General features: G+C 23.7%; 19 protein-coding genes. 2 read left to right on the top strand and 17 right to left on the bottom strand.

Annotated elements, in window-relative coordinates; translation table 11 throughout:
• Positions 1-8 precede the first annotated feature (8 nt).
• A complete protein-coding gene (locus tag ADFLV_RS06630) occupies positions 9-929 on the bottom strand; it encodes a helix-turn-helix transcriptional regulator (protein WP_164968543.1) in 921 nt (306 codons plus the stop codon).
• A gap of 130 nt (positions 930-1,059) precedes the next feature.
• Between ADFLV_RS06630 and ADFLV_RS06625 the strand changes: the two genes are divergently transcribed.
• Positions 1,060-1,272 carry a hypothetical protein gene (locus tag ADFLV_RS06625; RefSeq protein ID WP_129012057.1) on the top strand — a complete coding sequence of 71 codons (213 nt, stop codon included), beginning with the start codon at positions 1,060-1,062 and terminating at the stop codon, positions 1,270-1,272.
• On the opposite strand, the gene ADFLV_RS06620 is transcribed toward ADFLV_RS06625, so the two are convergent.
• The 7 genes from ADFLV_RS06620 to ADFLV_RS06590 form a co-directional block, all read right to left on the bottom strand.
• Positions 1,269-1,568, bottom strand: coding sequence for a hypothetical protein (locus ADFLV_RS06620; RefSeq protein ID WP_129012058.1), 300 nt, complete (start codon positions 1,566-1,568; stop codon positions 1,269-1,271). The two genes, ADFLV_RS06625 and ADFLV_RS06620, sit on opposite strands and share 4 nt — an antisense overlap.
• 21 nt (positions 1,569-1,589) lie before the next feature.
• Positions 1,590-3,233 carry an ATP-binding protein gene (locus tag ADFLV_RS06615; protein WP_129012059.1) on the bottom strand — a complete coding sequence of 548 codons (1,644 nt, stop codon included), beginning with the start codon at positions 3,231-3,233 and terminating at the stop codon, positions 1,590-1,592.
• 65 nt (positions 3,234-3,298) lie between these two features.
• Positions 3,299-4,000 (bottom strand): SIR2 family NAD-dependent protein deacylase, encoded by a 702-nt coding sequence (locus ADFLV_RS06610; protein ID WP_129012060.1) that lies wholly within the window; start codon positions 3,998-4,000, stop codon positions 3,299-3,301.
• A gap of 16 nt (positions 4,001-4,016) precedes the next feature.
• Positions 4,017-4,343, bottom strand: a complete 327-nt coding sequence (locus ADFLV_RS06605; protein ID WP_129012061.1) for a cyclic-phosphate processing receiver domain-containing protein — start codon at positions 4,341-4,343, stop codon at positions 4,017-4,019.
• Positions 4,340-4,735 carry a hypothetical protein gene (locus tag ADFLV_RS06600; RefSeq protein WP_129012062.1) on the bottom strand — a complete coding sequence of 132 codons (396 nt, stop codon included), beginning with the start codon at positions 4,733-4,735 and terminating at the stop codon, positions 4,340-4,342. Before ADFLV_RS06600 ends, ADFLV_RS06605 begins: the two co-directional genes overlap by 4 nt.
• A gap of 12 nt (positions 4,736-4,747) precedes the next feature.
• On the bottom strand, positions 4,748-5,218 hold the full coding sequence (locus ADFLV_RS06595; protein ID WP_129012063.1) for a hypothetical protein: 471 nt from the start codon (positions 5,216-5,218) through the stop codon (positions 4,748-4,750).
• Positions 5,219-5,332: 114 nt separating this feature from the next.
• Positions 5,333-5,878 carry a hypothetical protein gene (locus ADFLV_RS06590; RefSeq protein WP_129012064.1) on the bottom strand — a complete coding sequence of 182 codons (546 nt, stop codon included), beginning with the start codon at positions 5,876-5,878 and terminating at the stop codon, positions 5,333-5,335.
• Positions 5,879-5,990: 112 nt separating this feature from the next.
• Between ADFLV_RS06590 and ADFLV_RS06585 the strand changes: the two genes are divergently transcribed.
• Positions 5,991-6,791, top strand: a complete 801-nt coding sequence (locus ADFLV_RS06585) for an agmatine deiminase family protein (RefSeq protein ID WP_129012065.1) — start codon at positions 5,991-5,993, stop codon at positions 6,789-6,791.
• A gap of 39 nt (positions 6,792-6,830) precedes the next feature.
• On the opposite strand, the gene ADFLV_RS06580 is transcribed toward ADFLV_RS06585, so the two are convergent.
• The 9 genes from ADFLV_RS06580 to ADFLV_RS06540 all read right to left on the bottom strand — a co-directional run bounded on the left by ADFLV_RS06580 (position 6,831) and on the right by ADFLV_RS06540 (position 17,272).
• Complete coding sequence (locus ADFLV_RS06580; protein ID WP_129012066.1) at positions 6,831-7,631, bottom strand: hypothetical protein; 801 nt, start codon at positions 7,629-7,631, stop codon at positions 6,831-6,833.
• Positions 7,632-7,739: 108 nt separating this feature from the next.
• The gene (locus tag ADFLV_RS06575; RefSeq protein ID WP_129012067.1) at positions 7,740-8,354 is read right to left on the bottom strand and encodes a hypothetical protein; all 615 of its coding nucleotides are present in this window, start codon (positions 8,352-8,354) and stop codon (positions 7,740-7,742) included.
• A gap of 65 nt (positions 8,355-8,419) precedes the next feature.
• Positions 8,420-8,776 (bottom strand): FtsZ/tubulin family protein, encoded by a 357-nt coding sequence (locus tag ADFLV_RS06570; protein WP_129012068.1) that lies wholly within the window; start codon positions 8,774-8,776, stop codon positions 8,420-8,422.
• Between the two features lie 52 nt (positions 8,777-8,828).
• Positions 8,829-9,377: a hypothetical protein gene (locus ADFLV_RS06565; RefSeq protein ID WP_129012069.1), complete on the bottom strand. Its 549-nt coding sequence runs from the start codon at positions 9,375-9,377 to the stop codon at positions 8,829-8,831.
• Positions 9,378-9,437: 60 nt separating this feature from the next.
• Positions 9,438-10,847, bottom strand: coding sequence for a 5-methylcytosine restriction system specificity protein McrC (locus ADFLV_RS06560; protein WP_129012070.1), 1,410 nt, complete (start codon positions 10,845-10,847; stop codon positions 9,438-9,440).
• On the bottom strand, positions 10,847-12,493 hold the full coding sequence (locus ADFLV_RS06555; protein ID WP_129012071.1) for an McrB family protein: 1,647 nt from the start codon (positions 12,491-12,493) through the stop codon (positions 10,847-10,849). The genes ADFLV_RS06560 and ADFLV_RS06555 overlap by 1 nt, the downstream gene beginning before the upstream one ends.
• Before the next feature lie 69 nt (positions 12,494-12,562).
• A complete protein-coding gene (locus ADFLV_RS06550; RefSeq protein ID WP_129012072.1) occupies positions 12,563-13,807 on the bottom strand; it encodes an McrC family protein in 1,245 nt (414 codons plus the stop codon).
• Complete coding sequence (locus tag ADFLV_RS15220) at positions 13,797-15,800, bottom strand: DUF4357 domain-containing protein (RefSeq protein ID WP_164968544.1); 2,004 nt, start codon at positions 15,798-15,800, stop codon at positions 13,797-13,799. Before ADFLV_RS15220 ends, ADFLV_RS06550 begins: the two co-directional genes overlap by 11 nt.
• Positions 15,797-17,272: a DUF2779 domain-containing protein gene (locus ADFLV_RS06540; RefSeq protein ID WP_129012073.1), complete on the bottom strand. Its 1,476-nt coding sequence runs from the start codon at positions 17,270-17,272 to the stop codon at positions 15,797-15,799. The genes ADFLV_RS15220 and ADFLV_RS06540 overlap by 4 nt, the downstream gene beginning before the upstream one ends.
• Positions 17,273-17,580 lie beyond the last annotated feature (308 nt).

Below are 17,580 nucleotides of genomic sequence, written 5' to 3'. Positions count from 1 at the left end.
TTATCTTATTATATCTCTTTCAAATACCCTTGAACTTTTTCCTTAACACCATCAGCCAACCATTGAGGCTCTATTACTTTTATATATGGAATATAATAAAGAATTAATGGAATTATTTCCATTTCATTTGTGATTTTTATCTCTATTTCTATTGAACCATCTTTATCAACACCTATTATTGTTTGACCTTTTAATGGTTTTCTTTCAAAATATTTTCTAACATTTTTATCTATAAATAATCTAACACTAAATTGTTCATCAAGGTTAAACCAAACAGAGTTAGCATATCTTAATCTATCTTCTACAATTTGGGGAATTTCAAAGGTATATTCTAAAATTTGTACATTTTTAATACTCTTTAAATGATACTTTTTGAATATCTCTTTTTCCCCTATATGAAGAGCCAATAAATACCAAAATCCATCAAAAAATGCTAATTTAAGAGGTTTTACATGAAAGTTATAATTTTCATAATCAAATTTAATTTCAACTTTTTGTTTGATAGCTTTTTCTATTTGTTCAAATAAAGCAATACTTTTTTCTTCTAAATATTCACCATTTATATTTGCAAAAATTGGATGTTCTAGTTGTTGAGTTACTTGAGATAATAAAGAGTGAGCTTTTGAGTAAAATATTTTACCTGCACCTTTTGCCATTTCATCAAGGATTCCTAAAATCATTTTTTCATTAGAAGCTAGATTATCTTCTTTTAATTTTGGGTCTATTTTCCAAGTTCTTCCCTCTTTTATAGCTCCATATGTACTTAATACCTCATATAAATCTCTTTGAATAGTTTTTGTACTAACATCTAATTCTTTTGATAATTCAGTTATAGTCATACCATGAGTATTATTTTTTAACATTTCATAGATTTGATTTATTCTATTATATTTGGTGTTATCGTTTTGTTTTTGAACAACTTGAATCATTTTAAACCTTTGTAAAGATATTGATTATTCTACTTCAATATAAATAAATGCATTATAAAAACAAGACATGTTTATGTCTTAAAAAACTCCTAAAATATTCATCCCTCAAATTTAGTTTAAGGAATAAAAAATGTACTCAAAATGGAAAGAACTAAAAGAAGAATTTGAAATAACTAAAAAAGACTTTTGTGATAGTTATTCCAATTCTATTTTAAGACATCTTATTTTTAGAGATAAAGAAGATAATTGGGCTAATTTCTATTTTGATAAAGATATTAAACAAGTACGAATAGTTATCAATTATCAAGATGGTACTTCTTATTCAAGAATTGATAACTACTAAACAATCTCTCTTAATATAGATTTTGAAAGTTTGTGCGTAGGAATCTCATTTTCCCAACTTTCATCTTTTATCCAATCCCTTTGTATTCTTCTATTTTTAGAAGATACAATTTTTTTATAAATTCTTTTTTTGGGATTATTTGGACATTTTGATTGTTTAAATTTATAAGTTTCTAAAGAATCTATTTTTAACTCTTTTGAAAACTTTTTTGGTTTTAAAATACTCTTCGTTTGCACTATTTGTTTAAATTTATCTTTTTGAATATGTTTTATTTTTGTTTTCCAAGTTCCTTGCAAAATATACTCCTTTATAAAATATCAAGATAAAAACCCCATTTTAGTTCCACCATTTTCGTCACTTTTTTTAAACTCTAATTCTTCTTCTATATATTCTAAAATCTCTTTATAATCAAACTCTTTTTGATTTAGAATTTTATTTATTAGATATTTTCTACTTACATTCTCTATTTGACCACCACTTAAATCATAAATTGATAGTTTTTCATAGATTTTATCTTCAAGTTCTGGCAATTTTGATTTCCAAATATATGTTCTTGTTTTTGCTGTTGGTCTATCAAATTTGATTTTATTTAAAAATCTTCTTGAAAATGCATCATCCATGTTATCTATTAGGTTTGTTGTAGCCATAAAAATACCATCAAAGTTTTCTAACTCTTCAAGTAAAATATTTTGCATAGTATTATTCATTTGACCAACAGTATCTGTGACATCTAATCTTTTTGAAATAAGTGCATCTGCTTCATTAAAAAGCAGTATTGGTTTTGATTTTAAAATCTCACAAGCTCTTTTATATTCATCAAATATTGCTTTAGTATTTTTTTCACTCTCTCCTACCCATTTTGATTGGATTGAGCTAATATCAACTTGTAAAACATCTCTTTTTGTAAGTTTTGCTATTTCATAAACTGATGCTGTTTTTCCAGTTCCAGGAAATCCATAAAAAATAGAAACAATTCCAGATGGTAGATTTGCTTTTTTCAAATCTTTTATGATTTTATTAAAGTTTTTAGCACTACATACATTTTTTAATTGGTTTATATCTTTTGCAATTCTTTCATCTAAAAATATCTCTTTTTTTAAAGTGTTAAATTTTATATGTTTAGTAAACTGTGCTTTAAACTCTTGTTTTTTTGTTTTATCTTTTGATTGAAGTAAAAGTGCAATTGCCTTTGGTGTTAATTCAATATTAGATGAAGAATCAAAAAAATTACTTCTAACTTCAAGTTGCACTAATTTATCTTGAAAAATTTCTAATTCTTCTTTCAAAAGTGATTCTAAGAATCTTGCTCTTTCTGAAAGATTATCAAAAAAAGTTTCTGCAAAATCACTTGCTCCATCATAATTATTACCATCAATATATCTACAAATCAAATGACAGATTATTAATTGTTCATGTGTAGTGTATTTATTAATAATTTTAACAAACTCTTGGTTTTTATCTACCTTATCAAATACTCTTTGAACTTCATCATAAAATCTATATTCAGATAGTTTATTTTCATTCTTTTTATCAAGTAAATCTTCAATTACATTTGCAACAGAGTAAATATCACTAAAATCAACTTCATCTAAATAATCAAATCCAAGGATTAATTTATTAAAAATCATATCATCGATATTAAACTCAGGATTAATTTTTGAAGTTCGTCTTCTTCTTTTTTCTGCTAATGTTATTAAACCTTTTTTCTCAAGTTTATAAGCTGTATGTAAATATTTTAAATAAGCCTCATTCTCTAATTTAAAATCATCTTTTATTTTTGAGAACTCTGATGCATAATTTGAGTTTAATTGATATGACATAATAATTGAGAAAATAGTTGATTCTTCAAGAGTTAAATTCAACTCTTTTTGTAATTGTTTAATAACACTATTTCTTTTACTATTTTTGAAAAAATCTTCATCATCTTTTAAAATTAGTAATTTTGAGTAAAGGCTTTGCATTTATAAACTCCTTATGTTTTATATAAGAAGTTTATAGTTTTATCTGGACAAATTCTTGTCTTATTCTAATTTAAAAGATACTTTTCAATGTCACTAGCAATTTCATCAATTGCTTCACTAGCTTTTTTATATAAAACTTTTGAATAAACAGTATCATTTATATATGGACTTTCTTGTAAATTATTTAAAATAGAGAGTTTAATTTGTGGATTTAAAAACATATCTGTATAAATAACTGCACCACTTGTTCCAATTACTACAAATACTTCACAAGTTTCAAATTCTTCATACATATCTTTATATTTTGGAGCAGAATCTCCAAAAAAAACAATATTTGGTCTTAGTAAGTTATTACATTTGGGACAGTTATCATGATCTTTGAATTGTTTTTCATACTCTATATTAACTATCGTATTACATTTTTCACATCTAAGTTCTTTTAAAAATCCATGTAAATGTAGTACATCAGTACATCCAGCTTTTTCAAATAAATCATCAACATTTTGAGTAATAACTGCAATATCATTTGGGTATTTATTTTTTAAATTACTAACAATTTTATGGGCATAATTTGGTTCTTTATCTTCAAGTCCTACTCTTAACATATCATAAAATTTAATAGTTTGTTCTCTATTTGTAATTAAACAGCCATTTGTACAAACATCTTCTATTTTATGATTTTCCCAAAGTCCATTATCATCTCTAAATGTTGAAATACCTGATTCTGCACTAATTCCTGCTCCACTTAATATTATTACTTTTGCCATATTTTTCTCCAAATTCTTATTTATATTTTACTTTAAAAAGTAGATAATTATTCAAAATTGAATTTATATTATTTCTTCCTATTGGATTTGCACTATGCACTTCAAATGAAAAATCATTTGGAAATTTATAAATATTTTCAATATCCATATCAACTAACCATTTTGCAAAATCATAACCACTTTTTAGTACATTTCCTTTTTCATCACAACCTAAATCATGGTCAAATGATATAAAAGATGGAATACCTTTTTGTTTTACAAAGTTTATTGCTTCATCATAATTTCTAACTATTACATCATAATTATTTTTAGGTTCTCGAATATCATCTAAGAACATTCTCATTTATGCCCATCCTTGCTTATCTCATCATTATCATCATCAAATTTTGGTGCAAATTCAATATCTGGATTTAATTGTTTTAATTTATCATAATTAAATGAAGCACCCAATCTATGATATTTTACATTTACATAAGCAAATGATATTTTTTCTTTATTTAATCTTTCATATTCATCCATGAACTCTTTAGTTGTTAATCTATATTTATCTTGATAAAAAACTTTTTCTGCATTATCTTCTTTAGAATCAATTGCATATATCCACCAATAATATTTATATAATTTAGGATTTGGATGTAAGTTTGAACCTGATACAAACATTGCTATAAAATCTTTATTTCTTATTTCTAAATATTTTTTAGCACTCTGTTTAGTTATATCTTTTGGAAAAATCATTTCAAAATCCTTTTAAATAAAATCTTCTATATATTCATCAATACAAATAAAATACATAGGGTCAATTTCTAAATCCATAAAAAATCTCTCTAAAATAAGATGGTCTTTATATGACAACTCTTTTTTAGAATTTTTTATTATCAAATTATTTGTAATAGATGACTCTTTTTTAAACATCACTTCAAACTCTTTTTTAAAAGGTAAATTACTATTTCCTTGAGCTACAAATGAAAAATAGCCATTATCACAAAGTTCAATTCCAAAAGTTCCTTTATTTGTCTCTATTGTATGATAAACATAATATCCATCTTCAATTTTTCTCTTACTTTTTAAAATAAATGTATTACAACTATTTTTATTGCACATACATTTATCATATAAAAAAAGATTTTTTGATTTTTTTATATCAATATTTGAACCAGCTTTTTTTAAAAATCTATCTAAAAATTTAAAAAATATTGGTGCTTCATTTAGTAAATACATTGTTTTCCTTAAATGCTTATAGATGCAATATTTGTATCTAAATTATTTTTCTCATCTGTTAGTTTACCATCTATTGAATATGTATATAAATTGTCAAATAAATGCAATTGATAATTAACAATATCTCCCCCAAATAAAGCATTTCCCATTATTTATCTCATAGTGTTCTACAACTATACTTGATACAAGTTCTAATATTTCATTTATTGGTTTAAACAAAAACTTTTCATTTTTATATAAGGAAATTCTTCTTTTATTCTCCAACATTGCAAGTGTTAAAATAGATTCACCTTCTCTTTTGAAATTTGTATTTATAAAGATATAACTACTTGATAATTTATTTTTTTCTTCAATATATTCAGTTATTTTGAAAATAATATTATTAATTTCACTATCTTTAAATCCTAATTCTTTTGAAAGTTTTACAAAAAATTCAGTGGCATTATTTGTAAAATCATAATAACCTTTTTCAATCCATTCTTTAAGACTTTTATATTTTAAAAACTTATTTAAACTCTTTTCAAATATTTGTTTTGAGTTATAACCTATTTTTTTATACAAATCTTTATCATTAGATTTCTGATTTTCTAAAATATTTTTGATTTTTTCAATAGAAATTGAATCTGCATTTTTATCTTTGACAATTATATTTTTATCCATTTATAAACTCCTACTTTTTCTAAAATATTTTACTCTATCAACAAGACATAATATTGTCTATTTACAATGTTAAGATTAACTTCTACAAAAATATTTTATAACTAGGATTAATATGAAAAAAACAATTCGTTTATCAAAGATATTTTTTGATAATTATCCAAAAGAATCAGAAAATTTAGTAAATATTTTAAATAAACATAATATTTCTTATGAAATTTTAGAAAATACTAAAGATATTTGGACAAGGGATTTTATGCCTATATGTTTAGATGATGGAACATTAGTATCCTATATTTATGAACCTAATTATTTACAAAACAATAAATATAAAGATATTAAAACCAAAATCATTTATGAGAAAAATCACATGAATTTAATTATAGATGGTGGAAATTTTGTGAGATATAAAAACAAAGCTATAATGACAGATAAAATTTTCAAAGAAAATCCATCAAAAACAAAAGCTGAAATAATAGAAATTATCAAATCAAAATGTGATTTAAAAGATTTAATCATTATTCCAAAACAACCATATGATACATTTGGGCATAGCGATAGTATGGTGCAATGGATTAATGAAAATAGCGTTTTAATAAATGATTTTTCTCTTGAATCAAAAACTTTTAATGACAAATTATTAAAAACTTTACAAAAACACCATCTAAATATCCAAGCTATGAAATATACCAATAGCTTTTTTACAAAAAATAGAAATTGGGGAGCTTACTTAAATTTTGTAAAAATAGAAAATGTTTTAATAGTGCCTATTTATGGTATAAAAGAAGATATTTTAGCTTTAGAGCAACTTCAGAATATTTATAAAAATTGTATTATTGAACCTATAAAATTTAATTCTATAATAAAAGAAGGTGGTGCTTTGCATTGCGTTTCTAGTGAAAAAATTGGAATTTGAGAAAGGAAATAAAAGAGAATTTTAGTTCTCTTTTATGCTTTATTTACAACATTTAACTTGATTTTGCCAAGGAAAAATCACTTTAGAATTTGAGCCTATTTGTTGTAATCTATCATTCCAAGCAATATTAATCCCACAAGCAATATTTTTAAATTCATCTTCTGTAAAAGTATCTGTTTTTGCATTATTACACCAAGAACAAGCCCAAACAATATTTCCTTTTACATAACCACCATTTGGATTTAATTGTTCAACTTCTAAAGTCATTCTAGTTGTTCTTTTTGTTAATCCTTTAGAATGATGCCAAGATAGAGAAGAATTTAATATAGAAGCATTATTTAATTCATTAATTGTTTTCATATCTATTCCACAATAATAACATTGTTTTGGATTTTGATTAAGTAAATCTTCAATAGCTTTTTTATTTACTTCTTCATTTCTATTACAAATTCGATTATAAACAACATTAGTAGCATTAATTTGTTCTATTATCTCTTCATCCCAAATTAAATGCTTAAAATTATTTAAGTTATTTTTAGCAATAGATATTTTAGAACTTTGTGTATAATCAAATTCATTAAAAGATGCTTCTCTATAACAAAAGTTTTCTCCATCTTTAATAATAATAAAAATTTTATTTGTTGGTAACTTATTTTTATAAAAATTGTACTTTCCTGTTCCATTCTTATCAGCACCTTGACAAACTTTAAAATAAGCAGTTTGTTTAAAAGAATTATTAAAACCATACCATTCATTTATATTGAATGATGATGTTTCTCGCCCGATAAAACCTTCTAATTTAGCTACTAATTCACATATATCGGCATTTGTATATTTCATTTTTAAGTCCTCGTATATGATATTAAACAATTGATTCTATCTTAAAAATTATTTAATTAATAATTTCTGAGATACAAATTCTATTTTTTTACAATTTTAGATATTTAATTAAACCAATAAATCATCTAAACTATATCTATTTTTAATATATTGTTTTAATTTCTCAAGTTCTATTTTCAACTCAACATTTATATCATTTAACTCTTTTTGTAAAGATACTTTTGCTTCAAAAGTTGATAAATCTATTTTTTTATGTTTACCTATATAAACACTTTGTATATCTTTTTTATCAGTTTCTAAAATATTTAGATGTAATAAATTTCCTTTTTGTTCCACAAATCCTACATTATAGTTATCTCTAACAAATGCATAATATACCTTTGCATTAAAAATCTCATTTACATAAGTTTCAAATGTAGAATCATCATGTGAAAGATAAGATAGATTTTGTAAATACTCTTTTACAGTTCCATTTAACTCTTCTAAATCTTTATTTAAAAAATATCTCCATTTATCAACAGGTTCTCCAAAAGATGAGTTTTGAAGATAATGTTCTGTAAAATTCAAAGCTAAATAGTGATTTGCTACTAAATTTACATCACTTATAACTTCTTGAAAACTTCTAAAAACATCATAAACTCTTTTTGGATTTCTTAGGTTTTTCTTTTTTGATAAAGCTTTCGAGAAAACTTCTTTTGTGATAAATAAAACATCTTTTAGCATTTTTTGTCCTTTTGATTTATTTATAAAAGATTATAAATAAACTACGGGACATATTTTTGTCTTATTCACAACCCACTAAAAATAATTTGAAGCAAACAACTATTTGTTTCTATACTATGATTTCTTTTTGTTCCAAAAACTACTTTACAATCAAAAGAAGTATTTTCTCTAACAGAAGAAATAAAATCATTTATAGTAAAAAGAGAAATATCATTACACGATTCAAAATGAATCAAAATACCTTTTGCTTTTTTAATTTCTTCTCTAAACTCATTTTTAATTTCTTTAGTTATATTCTCAATATTTATAACATCAAATAATTTTACAATTCCAATTATTTTTCCTTGTTTTAAAAGTATTTCTTGGAAATCTTTATAATCAATTGGCAACTCTTGAGAAGTATTCTTATTTCGCTTTGACATTTTTATATCCTTTTTATAGAAGCAATAAATAATTTAACTAATAAAACTATGGTTAATCTTTCATTCTATCTTTTAGTTCTTTTTTAGCTTCATAAGCCACATCAAAATCTTTATCATTTGACAACTCACTTAACATTTCATTTGAAAGTAAATCAGATACACTATATGTGAACAAAGAAGCTTTAACTTTTGCACTTTCATGTTTTACCATGTGACTGATAATTTTGCATCTATCGCAATTTTTAAATTCATCTATATTTTTTGCAATTGTAGAAAGTAATTTTGTGTTATCTTTCTCAATAATTGAAAATATCTGCTCATTTGTGATATATTTATTTACATCTCTATTTGAAAGTATATTTACAATAACATCATCGGATTTATCATTTAATAAAATATCTATCGCTTCTTTTGACAAATAATCTTTATTTGAAATTTTTTCTCTTATTTCATAATTATCATTACAAGCTAATAAAGTAAATATTTTCATATTTTCTTTTACATCAGGTATATCTATGATTATAGATTCCAAAAATTTATGTCCAACTTTTACTTTTTGACCATTTATTGTAAGTTCTACAATTATGTTATTTTCTAGCATTTTATGCTCCTTTATATTTGATATAAAGAAGTATAAAATTTTAAGTGGACATATTTATGTCTAATTTAATAAATTTTTAATCCCTTTAATAAATTTCTGCTCTCTTTTTAATATTGGAGCGAATTTATTTTCATTATCTTTTGCTTCTTCTAAATTTGATAAATCAATACCATCAACTATGAATTTTGTATTTAAATTTCCAAACCAAGTTTGACTATGACAAATATTTTTATTTTCTATAAATGATTTTTCTATTGGATATAAAAGTCCACCAATTTTTACATTAAAATTTTTATTTTGATAATAACTCATATAGGTATTGATTTGGAAAAAATCATTTCTATCAACATCTCCAGCTCCATTTTTATTTTTACCTATCATATTCATTCTTTTATATTTTGTATCAAAAACTATCACATCTTTATCTTTTATCATCACAATGTCAGGAATAATTTTTCTTTGATAAAACATTTGTGGTGTATCATATAGCTCTATTTTAGGACTTTCAACATACCAATCACTAAACTCTTTTTGAAGAAGTTTAGTGATATAAATTTCAAATAGCTCTGCTACATTGATAATAAATCCGAAAGTTTCTTGTTTTCCATCATTTTTTTCTTCTATATTATTTCCATTTATAATAAATCTTGCATATTCAAGCACTTTTTTATATGGTGCAAAAATTGGATTTTGTAAAGCTTTTGATTTTAATGCTTTATTTATGGTTTCATTTGAAACATAGTTATTACTTTTATATTGTTTTAGATGAGTTTTTATATGTAAAATATTTTTTAAAAAAGCTTTATTTTTATTATCTATAATTTTTACAGCTTTATATAATACATCTATGATTTCTTGAATCTCTTTTTGTTCTCTACTTACACTTGAAATTTTACCTTGAAATGGAATATCATATTTAATAAATTTATTAATATCAATTTTCCCTTTTAATTTCATCTCATGATGTTCTATACTTCTATATGACTTTGGGAGTCCAAGTAAAAAAGCCTTTTCAAGATTTTGAACAAACATGTAATAAATTATATATTTCGAAATATCAAAATCTTTATCTACTTTATTACCTGTAATACTTACATCATCAAGAAAAATATCATTTGCAAAATTTAACATTCTCTCTAAAAAAGTATTTGAAAATCTTGATTTTATATCAATTTCTAAACCTTGCCAAACAAACTTTCCTACATAATTTCCAGTTTGAGCAAGGTAGTTATCCCCATCTTTTTTGATAGAGATGATTAAATCATCTTCATTTTTAGATATTATTTTCTCTTCATCTTTGAAAAATGAAAAGATTAGTGATTTGGTTTGATAATCATTTAGATTTATTTCAAGTTTTTCACCAATAACTTTTTTATCATTATTAATTTGAGTTTTATTACCTTCAAATCTAAAATAATATCTATTAGTATCTATTTCTATTTTTTGATAATTATCAACTGTTTGTATCATTATTTTAACTTAAATATATTTTGAGCTTTTTCTAGTTCTTTTTCTATATCAGATAGTGAATACTCACCTCTTAAATACTCTTCAATCAATGGTTTAAGTTTTTTATTAAAAAGTAGTTCGACATTATTTTGAGTAATTTTATTTGCATTTTGCCCTTTAGTTGGTATTTCAATATTCATAAAATACGAATGTCCTATTTCATAAGATTTTCCTAATCCTAAAGTAAGCGCAATAAAATTATTTAAGTTTTCACAAATTGTTATGTAGTTGTTTAGATTTCTCTCTTCTACATCTTTAAATTTTTCATCATTTAAAATTACTTCATATTTACAATCCATTCTTTCCCAAATAAATCTTCTTCTAAGAGCCAAATCAAAACTATCAATACTTCTATCTATATCATTCATCGTTCCAATAAAATATAAATTGATAGGAACTCCAAATTTATATTCGCCCTTATCAACAATTACAGCATCATTTTCATTTTTATAAAGATAACTATATTGTGTACCAATAAGCATTGAGCCATCTTTGATATTACCTTTATCATCAAAATCTACTCTTTTACTCTCTTCAATACATAGTAAAAGTTCACCAAAAACTGTAGATAATTCTGCTCTGTTTATTTCATCAGCTAAAAAATAATAGCTAATAGGTTCTCTTTTTTCTTTTCTTGCATTTTTTAATTCATTCATTGCTTCTTTACAAAATTTTTTGAATATACCATCTGTCAAAACTAATTCAGTAGCTCCATTTTTTATCGATGGTTTCAATCCTTCTATAAAATCTTCATATCCAAAAGATGGATGAAATTGTGTAAAAAACGATTTTGCATTTTCAAGTAACATTTTTTGTTTAATCGCATTTTGTACAGTGTATGTTTTCCCAGTACCTGGTGCTCCATAATAAATTATATTTTTACTCTCAAAACTTATTGATGTTCCAAATTTTTCCCATAAAAAACTAGCAAGTTTTTGACTTTGTTGAATATCAATATCTTCATTAATTTCAAACTCTTTCTTTATTTTTTCTAAAATTAGTTCTGTTGCCTTATAAGATGAAAAATCAATTTCATCTTTAATATCAAAAAACTCTGAAATAGACTCCAATACCTCTTTTTTAAATATAGGTATTAGTTTATCTACATTATACATATAAGCTATTTTTCTTGCATAATTTATATCAAGTGGTCTTACAGTTTTTAAGTTATAATTATCTCCAATATCTTCATATTTTGACAATGCAACTATTATTGGTAATACCTTTTTCTTAAAATACTCTTGTGCTTTATCATTACTCAAATAATCTTTAGATTTTTTATTATTTTCATCAAAAGCTTTGTATTTATCTTCAGCAATTTTTTTCTCATTTTCGTCTTGGATATTATTTGGATTTACTTTATAAATTCCATAAGCATACGAACTTGCTGTTCTAAACTTTCCACAGTTCTCAGTTTTCCGCTCTAACCAATGAGTAAAATATTCATCATTATCATTTATTTTTATATTAGTGTATTCTTCCAAAGTTAATTTTTCTAATAAATTAACTGGGTATTTTTCTATAAAACCATTATATTGTTCTACACTATTCCATGATTTATCCCAAGTATTCCATTGTTTTTTTAATTGTTCAATTTTATTACTCATTTAACACCTTCTAATTTTATTTTATTATTTACAATTATAAAAAATGTATTGGACACAATTTTGTCTAATTTATTTTAATAATTCTGTTTCAATATCAAGTGGAACTATTTTAATTTCTGTATTATCAAAATATTCAAATATTCTACTTTTTTCCAAATAATCTGATTTTGGATAATAGATTTTTAAACTCATTAGTTCACAAATCTCATCTTTATAATTCTCTTTTTGTTCTTTTAAAAATATATGCTTATATGCAAATAGTTGATAAAAATCACTTTGTGAAAACTCTTTATCACTTTCTATTAATTTCCATTTTGCATCTGCTACACAAATAACTTGATTATCTTTTTTGATTAAAAAATCAGGTCTTACGGTAAATAGTTTTTTTACAAAATCAACTCCACCATTTTGAGCTTCAATTTGAAGATACGAATATCTTTTTTCTAGCCACCATTGCACAAAACATTCAAAAAGTTTTTCCATTGGATATAAAATAGCAAAAGCAATAGTATCACCACTAAATGAACTAAATGACTCTTTTTTTAAAAATACTTTTGACCAAATCAAAGCATTTTTATAGTGTTCCATTCCTCGACCTGTTTTAACCATTGAAAAATCTTTATCAATATTAAGTGATAACTCAATCCAATTCAAATGCTCTAAATATTGTCTTATTTTTCTTTGATTATTAAAATCTTTTGAAATATTTGACAATAGTTTTAAAGTAGATTTTATAAGTCTATTTTCTGCTCTATTTTGATTATAGTCATCATATTGAACATAAAATCTCTCTTTGTGAATACTATTTCTTTTTATCTGTTCATTTATAAGAAGTTTTCCTTTTAGATAAAAAAGACTATCTTCACACCCTACATAATCAGACTTTATCCCTTTTTTTATGATAATCCCAACTTCTTCTAAAAACATAAAAATAAATATTTCAAAAATCTCTAAATCTTTAATTCTTTCAAAATTAGCACTATCAATATTTTTATAATTTGGCAATTTATAAAGAAGATGTAAAAGCTTCATAAAAACTTGTTTTGATTTTTCTACATCATTATCTTTTACAGTCTTTGGTAATATCTCAAGAATAAATCCACTTGTAGTTTGAATAGTTCCTACATAACTTTTTGCTTGTAAATATCTACCATTTCCAGTAAACTGTAAAACATCTTTACCTTTATCTATTTTAGCAAATGATTCTAACTCATCATAAAATTTTTTATCTATTTTTGCACATAAGAACTTATTTGATGGCTCAATTTCACATCCAATAAGTCCAAATTCACTAATAGTTGCTTTATCCTTCATTTGAAAATTCTGTATTTACTTGATTATTTTGTTCTGTTTTTTCTTTCTTTGTTAAATCAACTTCATTATCATAGATTTTTTGAAAATTTTCTATTCTCCAATCTTTTTCATCATCACTTACTTTATAGGTAATTTTATTTCTAATTCTTTCTTCAAGTTTTTTAGAGATATACCCTTTGTTTTCACTATTTGAAACTACAAATCTATTTTGATTTAAAACTAAATCTATGTTTTCCCAATCTTCATAAAAATACTCTGCAAGAAGTGGAATAATTTTATTTTTAAATGCAAATTTCAAATCATCTAAAGTTTTTATATCTATCAAATAAGCATGACCAATAGTATGGTCTCTATCGTATAAATATTCTATTCTTGTATTTATAGCTTCAAGTAATAATTGCAAATTAATACCTTGAATATTTTCATTCAATAAACTAGAATCTGGAGCCATTTCTTCAAATACAAATCTTCTTCTAAGTGCTGTATCAATAGGAGCGATACTTCTATCAGCTGTATTCATAGTACCTATGATATAAAGATTTTTTGGTACTCCAAAAGGTTCTTCACTATCTCCACTATAAGTAAGTTTTACTTTTATCTCTTCATCAGCCCCTATTCTTTTTGATGGTTCAATAAGTGTGATAAGTTCTCCAAAAATTTTTGAAATATTTCCTCTGTTTATTTCATCTATTATTAAGACATAATTTTTAGATGGATTATTTTCTTTTTCTATAAATGAATTATCTGTTTCTATAATTTCTTTCCAATCAATTAAACCATTTGACATTCTTCCTAAGATTACTGATGATGCAGCACTCAAACTTTGGAAAGAGTAATCTTCTTCTAAAATATAAAATTCACTTTCTTCTTTTAACTTTGCTTTTTTTAGAACAATATTTTTTAACTCACTATAATTATAATTTTTAAAAGATTCTGCTTCACCTTTTCTTATTTTTGAGCCCTTTAAAACTTTATATGTATTTTCATCTTCTTGAATAAGTTCAGCTTGAATATTCAATGATTTTGCATTTAATATAAATTTTTTCTTATTATTAATTTGTTTAGAATTAATTAAAACATTTTTTAAAGCTTCGATTGATAATTTCTTAAATATTCCAGCTTCTATTTCATATTCAACTTGTTTTGTTTCTTCATTTGTTTTGGCTTTTATTCCCTCAACAAATTCTTCATATCCATAACTTTGATGGAAAGTTACAAATTCTATTTGTCCTTGTTTTTTATAAAATACAAAAACTTGTTTTAATACTTCTCTATTATCATCTTCTTTTTTTAATGAAATTTCTGTTTTATTTAATTCATAAATTTTTTTAGCTTCAGAAATAAGCTTTTCTTCTTGTTCTTTACTAGATAATTTTAAATAATCCTCTCCTAACTCTTTTTCAAGAATAATTTCCAAAGCTTTATTTATAGTATTGTAAGTTTTACCAGTCCCTGGACTTCCATATAATATTTGATTTAATGGTTGAATTTGTTTTACATCACTTTGCATTTTATTTCTATCTTTTGAATTAATTTCTGTTTGAATATCTGGTTTAAAAGTTTTAAATGAAAAGATTTTATCCCCTCTTGTTGCTTCAATATGATTCTCTATAATAAAATCATTTAGACTTTTTCCTAGTATTAGCTCTTCATTTGTATCTGAAAGTTGAACTAAAGTTTTTGCATAAATACTATTTATTTCTTTAGAATTATTACAACCATATTTAATTAACCAATTTATATTTATCGATCTTTCATTTTTTTGTGATAGAACAATACCTATTGCAAATATTTTTGTAGTTTTATTTTTTAAATTACCATCTTTTCTTTTCAAAACAATTAAATCATTAATTGAAATATCATTTAAATTCTTTATATTTGGTTGAAAACCTTCATCATCTTCTACAAATCCAATTTCCCAAAAATTTTCTTCTAAAAATTCTTTACATCGGTAATCATCACCTACAACCCATACTTTTATTTCTTCACTCATTTAACACACTCCCTTAATTTCTCTAAAACTTTTACCATCGCTAAAGTATCAAGTTTACAATACTCCAACAACGAATCTCTATATCTTTGTTTCAACGCTTCATCATCAATTTTTGATAAATTTGAAAAAGCTTCCATAGCTTCACCACCATTATGAATTAAATCTAGTTCTTTATAAGCATTTTCAAACTCTGGCACAAGTGATGGAAGTACATATTTGATAGAGTAACTTCCTTTCATATTAGGATGATAGTAATCTTTATTTTGAAAAGGAATCATTAAATCTTTACAGTTATCATGAATAGCCATTAAATCATATGTATATTCACCAAACAAATTAGCTAGTTTTCTAATAACTCCTTTTTCAAATCCCATGTTATATGCTAATACTGTTACATTAGTTGGAATATCTTCAACTAACCTTTTTGCTATTTGTTCTCTTGGGTCAATTCCATCAAGAGATAAAAACTCTTTATGTTCAAGTGTTCCATTTTCATGTTCAATATGAAGAGAGTATTGAAAAGGAATTTGTTGGTATGGACTTAATCCTTTAAACTCTGGAATTGCTTGTTGGAATGTTTCAAAATCAAGATGATATATTGGGTAAGTTAAAGTATTTACAAACTCTTTTATAGCTTCTTTATTTATTATAGTTTTATTTTCTAATTCTGATTGTATTTGTATTTGTTGAGAAACAGAAAAAGAGTTTATATCTTTAATTTGAGAAAATTCTAAAATACCATTTTTATAAAGTTCAAATTTCTTTTTACTTTGTAATCTTGAAATATCAAATATTGAGTATTGAGGAATATGTTTCCAACAATAATCAATTGCATCACAAGAGTATGGGTCATTACAATGTGTTCCAATATCAATATTTGGTTCATCTTCTTTTGAAAGAGTTTTTCTAAAAATATTTAGATTATTTTTTATATTTGCTTGTAGTTCTTTAACTTCATAGGTTACATCAACTATACAGAATAATTGATTTATATTTAATTCATCATCTCTTACATATTGATTATTGATATGTATAATATTTACTTGACTTATTTCATATCCCAAACCATTTAAAACATAGTATTGAATACTTGCATCATGAAGATATACATCTTTTACTTCAGTTGAGCTTTTAACTTCATTTATAACAACTTTATTATCATGAATATTTAAAATATCAATCATAATCAAAATACCATCAAACTCAAAAGTAGCTTCATAGATATTTTCAATACCTTGATTTATATAATCTTGAGTTAGAATGATTTTATCTTGAAAAGTTGTATTATCATAGGGAATTTCAATTCCATTAGGAAAAAGTTTACAAGCTAAATCCCCTACTTCATTTCCATTTTCAAAAATAGCTTCTGCTTTTGAATCAGGAGTTGTTAAAACTTCTTTTTTATACTTTTTTAACCAAAGAGATTTTTGACACTGTAATCCTCTTGTATAAAGTGATTTTGATAATTTCAATTTATAACCTCTTCATAATTTATAATATTATATCAATCTAAAAACTCTTTTTTGTCTTTTTTTTAGAAATTTTATTATAATTTATTAATTGGACAAGTTTTTGTCTAAAAAAATAGATTGTATTTTAAATGATTATATTTCAGGTTTTTTAAGGGAGAATCCCTTAAAGTACATCAATCACTCAAAATTAGCGTATGCGATTTTTGTACGGTGATTGGTCGATGTGCCTATTTTAGTTTTAGGAGAAAAATTGATTTTCCTATATTTTTCTTTTTTTTCCTCTTATTTTCTGTATTTTTCTATTTATT

The organism is Arcobacter defluvii (assembly GCF_013201725.1).
Taxonomy (GTDB): Bacteria; Campylobacterota; Campylobacteria; order Campylobacterales; family Arcobacteraceae; genus Aliarcobacter; species Aliarcobacter defluvii.
Note: the sequence above shows the minus strand (reverse complement) of the source record. Positions and strands in the feature narration are given on the sequence as shown.